This is a genomic window from Stenotrophomonas sp. TWI169 (genome assembly GCF_039674705.1).
GTDB lineage: Bacteria > Pseudomonadota > Gammaproteobacteria > Xanthomonadales > Xanthomonadaceae > Stenotrophomonas > Stenotrophomonas maltophilia_P.
Genome location: NZ_JBDJOB010000012.1, coordinates 49,099 through 61,195, shown reverse-complemented (window position 1 = coordinate 61,195; position 12,097 = coordinate 49,099). Strand labels below are relative to the sequence as shown.

Annotated in this window: 10 protein-coding genes; 6 read left to right on the top strand and 4 right to left on the bottom strand. The window is 68.8% G+C overall.

Annotation, left to right across the window (positions count from 1 at the left end; all coding sequences use genetic code 11):
* Positions 1–13 precede the first annotated feature (13 nt).
* Positions 14–748, bottom strand: coding sequence for an SIMPL domain-containing protein (locus ABE543_RS11080; RefSeq protein WP_053516775.1), 735 nt, complete (start codon positions 746–748; stop codon positions 14–16).
* A gap of 129 nt (positions 749–877) precedes the next feature.
* Between ABE543_RS11080 and ABE543_RS11075 the strand changes: the two genes are divergently transcribed.
* The 4 genes from ABE543_RS11075 to tldD are packed head-to-tail and all read left to right on the top strand — an operon-like array spanning position 878 to position 8,357.
* Positions 878–1,486, top strand: a complete 609-nt coding sequence (locus tag ABE543_RS11075; RefSeq protein WP_065174871.1) for a Maf family nucleotide pyrophosphatase — start codon at positions 878–880, stop codon at positions 1,484–1,486.
* Complete coding sequence (rng, locus tag ABE543_RS11070; RefSeq protein ID WP_053516779.1) at positions 1,479–2,966, top strand: ribonuclease G; 1,488 nt, start codon at positions 1,479–1,481, stop codon at positions 2,964–2,966. Before ABE543_RS11075 ends, rng begins: the two co-directional genes overlap by 8 nt.
* A gap of 30 nt (positions 2,967–2,996) precedes the next feature.
* Positions 2,997–6,851, top strand: coding sequence for a YhdP family protein (locus tag ABE543_RS11065; protein ID WP_262218632.1), 3,855 nt, complete (start codon positions 2,997–2,999; stop codon positions 6,849–6,851).
* A 60-nt stretch (positions 6,852–6,911) separates the two neighbouring features.
* Positions 6,912–8,357, top strand: a complete 1,446-nt coding sequence (gene tldD, locus ABE543_RS11060; RefSeq protein ID WP_065174873.1) for a metalloprotease TldD — start codon at positions 6,912–6,914, stop codon at positions 8,355–8,357.
* 41 nt (positions 8,358–8,398) lie between these two features.
* On the opposite strand, the gene yjgA is transcribed toward tldD, so the two are convergent.
* A complete protein-coding gene (yjgA, locus tag ABE543_RS11055) occupies positions 8,399–8,989 on the bottom strand; it encodes a ribosome biogenesis factor YjgA (RefSeq protein WP_065174874.1) in 591 nt (196 codons plus the stop codon).
* Between the two features lie 67 nt (positions 8,990–9,056).
* Here yjgA and pmbA point away from each other — a divergent pair, with 67 nt between their 5' ends.
* The gene (pmbA, locus tag ABE543_RS11050; protein ID WP_346475681.1) at positions 9,057–10,424 is read left to right on the top strand and encodes a metalloprotease PmbA; all 1,368 of its coding nucleotides are present in this window, start codon (positions 9,057–9,059) and stop codon (positions 10,422–10,424) included.
* 87 nt (positions 10,425–10,511) lie between these two features.
* On the top strand, positions 10,512–10,886 hold the full coding sequence (locus tag ABE543_RS11045) for a DUF4870 domain-containing protein (protein ID WP_053516791.1): 375 nt from the start codon (positions 10,512–10,514) through the stop codon (positions 10,884–10,886).
* A 62-nt stretch (positions 10,887–10,948) separates the two neighbouring features.
* On the opposite strand, the gene ABE543_RS11040 is transcribed toward ABE543_RS11045, so the two are convergent.
* Positions 10,949–11,827 carry a farnesyl diphosphate synthase gene (locus tag ABE543_RS11040; RefSeq protein WP_164152010.1) on the bottom strand — a complete coding sequence of 293 codons (879 nt, stop codon included), beginning with the start codon at positions 11,825–11,827 and terminating at the stop codon, positions 10,949–10,951.
* Positions 11,817–12,077 carry an exodeoxyribonuclease VII small subunit gene (locus tag ABE543_RS11035; RefSeq protein ID WP_065174877.1) on the bottom strand — a complete coding sequence of 87 codons (261 nt, stop codon included), beginning with the start codon at positions 12,075–12,077 and terminating at the stop codon, positions 11,817–11,819. The genes ABE543_RS11040 and ABE543_RS11035 overlap by 11 nt, the downstream gene beginning before the upstream one ends.
* Between the last annotated feature and the right edge of the window lie 20 nt (positions 12,078–12,097).

Here is a 12,097-nt window from a genome sequence, read left to right as displayed (position 1 = left end):
CCGTGCCGGGTCGTCAGCGACCCAGCTCGAACACCACGTCCAGGTTGACCGAAACGGTGGATTCGCCCGGCGCGACCGGCGTGGCCTTGTCCATGGCGGCCGAGGCCATCTGTGCCCGCATCATCGGCACCGGGCGGAAGCCGCCGTTGCTGTTTTCAGAGATGCTGACGATGCGGCGCACCTGCAGGCCCAGCGACTTGGCATAGGTCTGGGCGCGCGCCTGTGCCTTCTTCAGCGCGGCCAGGCGGGCTTCGTCATAGACCGGCTCCGGCTGGTCGATCTCGAAGCTGGGGCCGTTGATCTGGTTGGCGCCCTGGGCGGCCAGCGCATCGAGCACCCGGCCCAGCTTGGCGATGTCGCGGACCTTCAGGCTGACGGTGTTGCTGGCCTGGTAGCCGGTGATCTTCGGCGCTTCGTTGTCGGCATAGCGGTACTGCGGGTTGAGGCTGACGCCGCTGGTCTGCACATCGCGCTCGGCGATGCCGGCCGCCTTGATCGCGGCCAGCACCTTGTCCATCTGCTGCGCATTCTGGCGCATGGCGCTGTTGCCGTCGGCGGCCTGGGTGACCACGCCGGCCGACAGGGTGGCCACATCCGGCACACGGGTCGCTTCGGCGTTGGCCGAAATGTTCAGCAGGGTGCCCTCGGCCGGGGCGGCGATCGGCGGCGGCGGGGCGGCATGGGCGGACATCGAGGCTCCAAGGGCGAGGGACAGGGCAAGCAGCAGCGGGGAGGCGGTCAGGCGCATGGGATCTCCTTGTTGTGGCGTGAGGGTGGTGTCGTAGCGATGAACGCGCTGTGAGTCCGTTCGGGGTTGAAGGCACGCGGGAGCAGGTTGCCGACGATTCAGGCGGCGGCCTCAGGTTATGCTGTGCCGATGCTCTATCTTGCTTCCCGCTCCCCCCGACGCAACCAGCTGCTGGCCCGACTCGGACGCCCCTTCCAGGCGCTTGACCTGGAGGTTGTCGAGCAGCGCGCGCCCAGTGAAAGCGCCGAGCAGTACGTCTGCCGGGTTGCGGCCGACAAGGCGCGCGCCGGGTTGGCCCGGGTGCTGGCCGACGACCCGGACGCACGGGTGCTGGGCTCGGACACCGAGGTCGTGCTTGATGGCGAGGTGTTCGGCAAGCCGGTCGATGCCGCCGATGCCCGGGCAATGCTGACGCGCCTGGCCGGACGCACGCACCAGGTGATGACGGCCGTGGTGGTGGTCGGCGCGGCCGGGCTGGACAGCGAACTGGTGGTGTCCGAGGTCACGTTCGCTGCGATCGGCGCCGCCGACATCGCCGCCTATGTGGCCACCGGTGAGCCGCTGGACAAGGCCGGGGCCTACGCCATCCAGGGTGGGGCCGAGCGCTGGATCGAACACCTGTCCGGCAGCTACTCCGGTGTGATGGGGCTGCCGCTGCTGCACACCGATCGTCTGCTGGCGCGCTGCGGCGTGCCGGCTCCCATTGCCAACGCCGCCAGGGAGGCTGCAGATGTCTGAGGAAATCCTGGTCAATGTGACCCCACGCGAGACCCGGGTCGCGGTGATCGAGAATGGCATGCTGCAGGAACTGCACATCGAGCGCGGCTGGCGCCGGGGTGTGGTCGGCAACATCTACAAGGGCAAGGTGCAGCGGGTGATGCCGGGCATGCAGGCCGCCTTCGTCGAGGTCGGCCTTGAGCGCGCTGCGTTCCTCCATGCCAACGACGTGGTGCGGCCAGCGCCGGTGGCCAGTGCCGACACCGAGAACACCACGCTGCCACCACCGGCCAGCGTGCCGATCGTCGAGCTGCTGCGCGACGGCCAGGACATCGTGGTGCAGGTGGTGAAGGATCCCATCGGTACCAAGGGCGCGCGGCTGACCACGCAGATCAGCATCCCGTCGCGCTACATGGTGCTGCTGCCGCAATCGAAAGTGGTGGGCGTGTCCGCGCGCATCGAGGACGAGGCCGAGCGCGCGCGCCTGAAGGCGCTGGTGACCGAGTTGTCGGCACAGCACGGCGGCTACGGCTACATCGTGCGCACCAACGCCGAAGGGCAGCCGGCCGAAGCCATCGCCGAGGACATCGCCTATCTGTCGCGGGTCTGGAACGTGGTGGAGCGCCGCGGCCGCGACGCCACCCCCTGCAGCGTGATCTATGAAGACCTGAGCCTGCCGCTGCGTTCGGTGCGCGACCTGATCCGCAAGGACGTGGACAAGGTGAAGGTCGATTCCAAGGAAACGTTCGCGCAGCTGCAGGCTTTCGTGGCCAAGTACATGCCGGTGCTGGCCGAGAAGCTGGAGCTGTACTCCGGCGATCGCCCGATCTTCGACATGTTCGGCGTGGAGGACGAGATCGGCCGCGCGCTGGACAAGCAGGTGCCGCTGAAGTCCGGTGGCTACCTGGTGATCGACCAGACCGAAGCGATGACCACCATCGACGTCAACACCGGGTCGTTCCTCGGCCAGCGCAACCTGGAGGAGACGGTGTTCCGCACCAACCTGGAGGCGGCGCAGGCCGTGGCCAGGCAGCTGCGCCTGCGCAATCTCGGCGGCATCATCATCATCGACTTCATCGACATGGACGATGCCGAGCACCGCCGCCAGGTGCTGCGGACCCTGGAAAAGGCGCTGGCGCGGGACCATGCCAAGACCACGGTCTACGACTTCTCGCCGCTGGGCCTGGTGGAGATGACCCGCAAGCGCACGGTCGAAAGCCTGGAGCGCCAGCTGTCGGAGACCTGCCCGCAGTGCAGCGGTCGCGGCACCATCAAGACCACCGAAACGGTCACCTACGAGATCTTCCGCGAGATCACCCGCGCGGTGCGCCAGTTCGATGCCGCGCGCCTGCTGGTGATCGCGTCGACCAAGGTGGTGGCGCGCATCACCGATGAGGAATCCGCGGCGGTGGCCGAGCTGGAAGAGTTCCTCGGCAAGAGCATCCGCTTCCAGGCGGATGAGCAGTACCTGCAGGAGCAGTTCGATGTTGTGCTGCTCTGATCCACGCCGGCCGAAGGTCGGCGGCGGCCGATGAGCGCGCCGCCGCGCCTGCGACTGCGAAGGATCCGCCGTCATCTCATTGCTGCCTGTGCGGTGGCCCTGGTCGGGCTGGCGCTGCTGGTGGGCACCTTCAGCCAGCTGCTGCCGCTGGCCGAGCGACACCCCGACAGGATCGCCGCCTGGTTGAGCGAGCGCGCAGGCCAGCCGGTCCGTTTCGACCAACTGGACACGGCGTGGACCCGTCGTGGCCCGCTGCTGCAGCTGAAGGGCCTGCGCATCGGCGCCGGGCAGGGCCTGGCGGTCGGCGAGGCTGAAATCCTGGTGTCGATGTACAGCGGCCTGCTGCCGGGCCGTTCGTTGACCGAGCTGCGTCTGCGCGGCCTGGCCCTGGATCTGCAGCAGAGCGAGGACGGTCGCTGGTCGGTGCGTGGCCTGCCGCAGCCCAGCAGCGGTGGTGACCCGCTGGAGGCGCTGCGCCGGCTGGGCGAGCTGCAGGTGATCGGCGGCCGGCTGGGCGTGCAGGCCCCGGCACTCGGCATCGACACCGTATTGCCGCGCGTCGATCTGCGCCTGCGCGTCAATGGCGACCGCCTGCGGGTAGGCGTGCGGGCCTGGGCCCAGACCGACGCACTGCCGCTGACCGCCGTGCTGGATGTGGACCGTGTGCGTGGCGACGGCGAGGCATGGCTGGGCGCCGATCCCATCGATTTCCGCGCCTGGTCGCCGTTGCTGGCGGCCGGCGGCGTGCGCCTGCGTGAAGGACGCGGCGAACTCAATGTGTGGCTGACCCTGCGCGATTTCGTCCCCGTGGCGCTGACCACCGATTCGGATCTGCGGGATCTGCGCATCGACGGCGCACCGATGCCGGGGCTGGCAGTGCCGCGGCTGCAGTTGCAGCGCATGCAGGCGCTGCTGCGCTGGCAGCGGCAGGCGGACGGATGGGCGATGCAGGTACCGCGCCTGCGGCTGGTGGACGACACCGGCGCGCAGCAGCTTGATGGACTGCAACTGCAGGTCGGCACGCAACTGGGCATCCGCAGCGGGGCGGTGCAGGCCGGCACCGCGCTGCGTGCGCTGGCGCTGAGTGACCGCCTGGACCCTGGCCTGCGGCGCTGGCTGTTCCTGTCAAAGCCGCAGCTGGATCTGCGGGAACTGCAGCTGGCCGGCAAGCGCAACGGTCCGCTGTGGGCCCAGGGCGAGCTGCAGTCGCTGGGTTTCGCCAGCGTCGGTGACGCACCCGGCCTGCGAGGGCTGGGCGGCCATTTCGAAGGCGACGCCGATGGCTTCCGCCTGCAGCTGCAGCCGCAGCGCGAGCTCCAGTTCGATTGGCCGACCGGCTTCGGCGTGCGCCATGACCTGCACCTGGCAGGCCAGGTGGTGGGGTGGCGCGACGAAGGCGGCGGCTGGCGCATCGGCACGGCCGCCCTGCGTGTGGAAGGCACGGATTACGCAGCCGATCTGCGCGGTGGTGTCTGGTTCCAGGGCAATGGCACGCGTCCGTGGCTGCAGCTGGCGGCCAAGCTGGACGATGTACCGATGACGGCCGCCAAGCGCTTCTGGATCCATTCCAGGATGAGCAAGGGAGCCACCGACTGGCTGGACATGGCGCTGGCCGGCGGCCAGGTGCGTGATGGTATCGGCCTGGTCACCGGTGACCTCGACGACTGGCCCTTCGACAACAACGACGGGCGGTTCGAGGCCACCGGCCATATCACCCGCGGCGACATCCGCTTCCAGCGCGACTGGCCGCTGATGAGCCAGGTTGACGCCGACATCGCCTTCATCGGTCCTGGCTTCCACATGCAGGGGCGCGGTGACCTGGCAGGCGTGCCGGTGCAGCACTTCGAGGCCGGCATCAAGGATTTCGGCCAGCAGCCGCTGTACGTGCGTGCCGATACCCGCAGCGAAGCCGGAAAGCTGCTGGCGCTGCTGCGGCAGAGCCCGTTGCACCAGGAATACGGCGAGACGCTGGACAACCTGACCGCCACCGGGCCGGCGCAGGTGACCTTCGACCTGCTGCAGCCGCTGCATGCCGACGAAGGGGGAGGTCACCTGCAGGGCACGGTCGATCTGGCCGGCGTGAAGCTGGTGGAGAAGCGCTTCGCGCTGGAATTCGACAACATGCGTGGGTTGGCCCGCTACGGCAACGGTGGTTTTGCCGCCGAGCAACTGGCGGTGCGCCATCTGGGCCAGGACGGCCAACTGAGCCTGCGCGCGGGTGGGTTCGTGCGTGACCCGAAGCTGGCCTTCGAGTCGGAGCTTTCGGCGCGCCTTGATGCAGGCGTGCTGATTGACCGCGCGCCGGAAATGGCCTGGCTCAAGCCCTACATCACCGGTACCTCGCCCTGGACCATCGCCGTCAACCTGCCGAAGGTCGCGCCAGGCGCGCCCGCTCCTCCCAGCGAACTGCGCCTGCGCTCGGATCTGGCAGGCACGCGCCTGGATCTTCCCGCCCCGCTGGACAAGCCCGCCGACGAGCCACTGGCCACCACCGTGACTGCGCAGCTGCCGATGGGGGATGGCCGCATCGACGTGGCGTTTGGCCAGCGCCTGGCCCTGGCCGCGCGCAGCCATAACAATCAGACCGGCGTGCAGGTGACCCTGGGCAGCGGCCAGGTCGACCGCGAGCCGCCTTCCAGCGGGCTGGCGGTCAACGGTCACAGCCCGACCCTGGACGCGTTGGAGTGGATCGGCCTGGCCCGCGGCGGAGACGGCGACGGCGATCCGATGCCGTTGCGGGCGATCGACGTGCAGGTCGGCCGCTTGATGCTGATCGGAGGGGTGTTCGAGCAGACCCGCCTGCAACTGCGCCCGGGCGCGCAGGCGCTGGATGTGCGCTTGGACGGCCCTTCGCTGGCTGGCCGCCTGAGCGTGCCCAATGCCGAGGGCGGCACCATCAGCGGCCAGCTCGACCGGGTGTACTGGCAGTCACCGCCGGCCGCGTCCGGTGCGCCAGCGGCACCGGCCCGGGTGCAGGCCGGCGCCAACGACATGGATCCGGCCAGACTGCCGCCGTTCGCGCTGGACATCGCCGACCTGAAGTTCGGCAAGGTGGCGCTCGGCCAGGCCGTGCTGCGCACCCGCCCGCGGGGCAACGGCCTGGAGGTGCAGACCCTGCGCTTCCGCGCGCCCGACCAGGAGATCGATATCACCGGCCGCTGGCTGGGCAGCAGCAGCGGCGCCCGCACCGAGCTGAACGCGCAGGTGCGCAGCGAGGATCTCGGCGCGCTGATGCAGAATCTCGACTACGGTGGCCAGCTGCGTGGCGGCGCCGGCCAGGCGCAGCTGCAGGCGTCGTGGAATGGCGGGCCGTCGGACTTCCAGCTGGGCAATCTGCAGGGCCAGCTGGATATCCATGCGCGCAACGGTCAGCTGCTGGAACTGGACCCCGGTGCCGGTCGCGTGCTGGGTCTGCTCAGCGTGGCCCAGCTGCCGCGGCGGCTGATGTTCGACTTCCGTGATTTCTTCTCCAAGGGCTTCGCGTTCAATCAGATCGAGGGCAGCCTGCAGTTCGGCCAGGGCGTGGCCCGCACCGACAAGGTGCTGATCGAAGGGCCTGCGGCGAACATCACCATCCGCGGCCAGGCCGACCTGCGCCAGCAGCAGTTCGACCAGACCATCGACGTCAATCCGCGTGCCGGCAATCTGCTGACCGTGGTCGGCGCAGTGGCCGGTGGCCCGGTCGGGGCTGCGCTGGGGGCGGCGACCAATGCGGTGCTGTCCAAGCCGCTGGGTGAGATCGGCGCCCGTACCTACAAGGTGACCGGTCCCTGGAAGGAGCCGAAGGTGGAGGTGATCGAACGCAGCCGCGAACGGACCCCGCCGGCTCCCGCACCTGCGCCGACCCTTCCACCGGCCGTGACCGACCTGCCGCGGTCGCGCTGAGCGCGGCCTCCCATTCCCCGGGGCTTGCCTGAGTGCCCCTGCATCCCCAGATCGAGAGCCATGACTGATATCGCCCTGACGCTTGCCCAAGACCGCCTGCTGCGCCCCGGCGGCCTGGATACCGCTGGACTGGAGCGCACCTTCGGCCAGCTGCTCGGCCCCGGTGTGGATTTCGGCGACCTCTATTTCCAGCACGCCCGGCGTGAGAGCTGGAGCGTGGAAGACGGCATCGTCAAGGACGGTGCCCATTCCATCGAGCAGGGGGTCGGCGTGCGTGCCATTGCCGGCGAGAAAACCGGCTTCGCCTATTCCGATGACATCCATGCCGATGCGCTGCTGGCGGCGGCGCAGTCGGCACGCGCGATTTCGCGCGAGGGCGGTGCCCAGGCGGGCCGCTCGCTGCTGCGCGGCAATGCACGCGCGCTGTATCCGGCGCTGGATCCGATCGATGGGCTCGGCAACGAGGCCAAGGTTGAAGTGCTCAAGCGCCTGGATGGCTATCTGCGTGCCGCCGATCCGCGGGTGAAGCAGGTGATGGTCAGCCTGTCCGGTGGCGTTGACACCGTGCTCATCGCGCGCAGCGACGGCGTTCTGGGTGCCGACGTCCGCCCCCTGGTGCGCTTGAACGTGCAGGTGATCGTCGAGCAGAACGGTCGCCGCGAGTCCGGCTATGCCGGCGGTGGTGGCCGTTATGGCTACGAAGAACTGTTCGCCGATGGCCGGCCGGAAGCGTTCGCCCGCGAGGCGCTGCGCCAGGCGCTGGTGAACCTGGACGCGGTGCCGGCGCCGGCCGGTGTGATGCCGGTGGTGCTCGGCCCGGGCTGGCCTGGCGTGCTGCTGCATGAAGCGGTCGGCCATGGGCTGGAGGGCGACTTCAACCGCAAGGGCACCAGCGTCTACGCCGGTCGCATCGGCGAGCGCGTGGCGGCCCCGGGGGTGACGATCGTCGATGACGGCACCCTGGACGGCCGTCGCGGCTCGCTGAACGTCGATGATGAAGGCCATCCGACCCAGTGCACGACCTTGATCGAGGACGGCATCCTGGTCGGCTACATGCAGGACAGCCTCAATGCACGGTTGATGGGCATGGCACCGACCGGCAACGCGCGCCGCGAGTCGTTCGCGCACCTGACCATGCCGCGGATGACCAATACCTACATGCGCGCCGGCCAGCACGATCCGCAGGAGATGATCCGCTCGGTGAAGAAGGGGCTGTACGCGGTCAACTTCGGCGGTGGCCAGGTCGACATCACCAGTGGCAAGTATGTGTTCTCGGCCACCGAGGCCTATCTGATCGAGGATGGCCGCATCACCACGCCGGTGAAGGGCGCGACCCTGATCGGCAACGGCCCGGAAACCATGCAGAAGGTGCGCATGGTCGGCAACGACCTGGCCCTGGACGAGGGCGTGGGCATCTGCGGCAAGGACGGGCAGAGCGTGCCGGTGGGTGTCGGCCAGCCCTCGCTGCTGATCGAGGGCCTGACCGTCGGCGGCACCCAGGCCTGAACATGGCAACGGCCCCGGCCAGCGCCCCGGCCGGCGGGGACTCAGTCCTCGTCGGTCGCGTCGTCCAGATCGGCGCCGGTGTCGTCGTCGGTGGCGACCTTCAGGCCAAGCGCGGCCGGCAGCATCAGCCCGCGCAGCACCTGGTAGATCTCGCGGTAGGCGCGCGGCGGCTTGTTCTTCGCCTTCTCGGCCTGGGCGTTGCGCACCAGCGTGCGCAGCTGCTGGCGATCCGCCTGCGGATACTCGTCCAGCAGCGCGGTCAGCGCCTTGTCGCCGTCGTCCAGCAGGCGCTCGCGCCAGTCTTCCACGCGGTGCATCATCGCCACTTCGCGGCGCGAGGTTTCGCTGTTGGCGTCCAGCGCATCGCGGATCGCCTCCAGGGTTTCGTCTTCCTCGCGGCGCATGTGCTTGGCCAGGAACGCCAGCTGCCGCTTGTGGGCGATGTGGGCCGTGATGCGCTTGCACTCGGCGATATGCGGCAGCAGATTCTCCGGAATCGGCAGGCGCGCCAGCTGGGCCGGGGTCAGCGACACCAGCTTCTCACCCAGGGCCAGGACTTCCAGGGCTTCGCCGCGCTTCTGCTTGCGGCTCTTGTCAAGGAATTCACCGGTTTCTTCGTCGCGTCCGCGCATCGTCCACACCTGCTTTCAAAAAAGTCGCCCGGCGTGATGCCGGGCCCAACCTGTACAGGATAAAGCATTGAACGTGATCGCCCCTGAAGTGGTTGTCGGCGACGACAGCCCGGCCCGCCTGGAACGGCTGGCCGACCTTTCCCAGCAGCTGCTCGAGCGTGCCCGTGCGCTGGGGGCCAGCCAGGCCGAGGTCAGCTGCAGCGAGGACCGCGGCCTGGAGGTCAATGTGCGCCTGGGCGAAGTGGAAACCGTACAGTCCACCCGCGACCGCGGCATTGCCGTGACCGTGTACTTCGGCCAGCGCAAGGGCAGCGCCAGCACCGGCGACCTGAACGAGGCCAGCCTGTCGGCCACCGTGGAGCAGGCCTGCGCGATCGCCCGCCACACCGAGGATGATCCGGCCGCCGGACTGGCCGATGCCGGCCTGATGGCCAATGACTTTCCCGACCTGGACGGCTGGCATCCCTGGGCCCTGCAGGCCGACGAGGCGGTGGACCTGGCGCTGGCCTGCGAGGCCGCCGGGCGCGAGGCCGACGCGCAGATCCGCAACTCCGATGGCGCGGCGGTGTCCACCTCGCAGAGTCTGTCGGTGTACGCCAATTCGCACGGTTTCATTGGCCGTGAGCGCGGCACCCACCATTCGATCGGTTGTGCGCTGATTGCCGGCCAAGGCGATGGCATGCAGCGCGACGGCTGGTACACCAGTGCGCTGGCCAGGCAGGACCTGGAAGATCCGGCCCAGGTCGGCCGCCAGGCCGCCGCGCGTACCGTCGCCCGCCTGCAACCGCGCTCGCTGGCTACGGGCAGCATGCCGGTGCTGTTCGCCCCGGAAGTGGCGCGCAGTCTGGTGGGCCATCTGCTGTCGGCCGTGTCCGGTGGCGCGCTTTACCGCCAGGCCAGCTTCCTGCTGGACAGCGCCGGGCAGCGACTGTTCCCGGACTGGATGCAGATCGACGAGCTGCCGCACCTGCGCCGCGGCCTGCGCTCGGCTGCCTTCGACGGCGATGGCGTGGCGACCCGCGCGTCGCCACTGGTCCGCGATGGCGTGCTGCAGCGCTACGTACTGGGCAGTTACTCGGCCCGCAAGCTGGGCCTGCAGACCACGGCCAATGCCGGCGGCGTGCACAACCTGCAGCTGGCGGCCAACGCCGGGCCGCTGGAAGACATCGCCCGGCAGATGGGCAGCGGCCTGCTGGTGACCGAGCTGATGGGGCAGGGTGTCAATGGTGTGACCGGTGACTACTCGCGGGGGGCCGGTGGCTTCCGTGTCGAGAACGGGGAGATCCAGTACCCGGTGGACGGCATCACCATTGCCGGCAACCTGCGCGAGATGTTCATGGCGATCGAAGCGGTGGGCAGCGATGTCGATCCGCGCTCGCACATCCGGACCGGTTCGATCCTGGTGGGGCGGATGACCATCGCCGGTAATGATTGATGGCGTCGATGGCGTAAGCTATGGCCGCCTGACGCAACCGGCCTGATGCCGGTGGGTCAAGACCACCCAATGAAAAGGAGTTTTGTCGTGAGTGAATTCGATAACGTCCCGCCGCCGCCGCCGGTCACCGCCGATGTCCCGGCAGACCAGCGCACCATGGCCCTGGCCGCGCACCTGCTGGGCATCTTCACCGGTTTCATCGGCGCGCTGATCATCTGGCTGATCAACAAGGACGACGCCGGCAAGTCCTTCGTCACCGACCAGGCCAAGGAAGCGCTGAACTTCCAGATCACCGTGGCCATCGCGATGGTGGTCTGCATCATCCTGACCATCGTGGTCATCGGCGCGATCCTGATGCCGATCGTCGGACTGGTCAGCTTGGTGTTCTGCATCATTGCCGCGGTCAAGGCCAACAACGGCGAAGCCTATCGCTACCCGTTCGCATTGCGCCTGATCAAGTAAGACCGGCTGCATGCGGACATGAAAACGCCCGGCATTGCCGGGCGTTTTCGTTGCGCACCACGTCAGTGATCGCGCTCCACCGCAAGCCTGGCCAGCGCGCGCAGCGCATCGGCCTCTTCGTGGTAGCCCGCCAGAGCAGCCTGCATGCGGGCCGCCAGCTCGCGCAGCTGCGCCTTCGCTCCCTCCATGCCGAGCAGGGCGGGGAAGGTACTCTTGTCCTGCGCCTGGTCCTTGCCTGCCGTCTTGCCCAGCTGCTCGGAGCTGGCTTCGACATCGAGGATGTCATCGCGGACCTGGAACGCCAGGCCGAGTGCATCGGCGAATGCGTCCAGCTGCACCCGCTGCGGCTCCGGCGCATCGCCGCACAATGCGCCCATACGTACCGCGGCACGGATCAGCGCGCCGGTCTTGAGCGCATGCATCCGGGTCAGCGCGGCCAGCGACTGCCGCTGTCCGGTGGCATCGATATCCAGCGCCTGGCCGCCGCACATGCCGGCGGCACCGGAGGCGTGTGCCAGCGCCTGCAGGCAGTCCACGCGCAGTGTTGCCGGCAGTGGTGCCTCGGCCAGCAGGCTGAAGGCGCGGGTCTGCAGGGCGTCCCCGGCCAGGATCGCGGTGGCTTCGTCGAAGGCGATGTGGGTGGTGGGTCTGCCACGGCGCAGTGCATCGTCGTCCATCGCCGGCAGGTCGTCGTGCACCAGCGAATAGGCATGGATCAGTTCCACCGCCATCGCGGCCGCGTCGAGCCTTTCCGGTTGAGCGCCGAACAACTGGCCAGTGGCATAGACCAGCAGCGGACGCATGCGCTTGCCACCGCCGAGGACGGAATGGCGCATGGCCTGGTGCAGCCGCTGCGGTGCATCGGCCGGCGAGGGCAGGGCGGCATCGAGCAGGCTTTCGATCCGGTCGCGCCAGCGCGCGAACGCCGCCTCAGCCGTCATGGCTGGGCGGATCGAAGGGTTCTGCCGTATCGGGCTGTGCCGGATCGCTGAGCAGCCGGACGCGCAGTTCGGCCTGCTCCAGCGCCTGCTGGCACTGGCGGTACAGGCCCACGCCACGTTCGTAAGCACTGAGCGACGCTTCCAGGCTCAGCTCGCCGGTTTCCATCTGCTCCACCAGCTGCTCCAGCGATTCGAGCGACTGCTCGAACTGGGCAACAGGGGAGGCGTTTTCGGGGGACTTCTTGGCCATGCGGCAAGTGTGGACGGCAC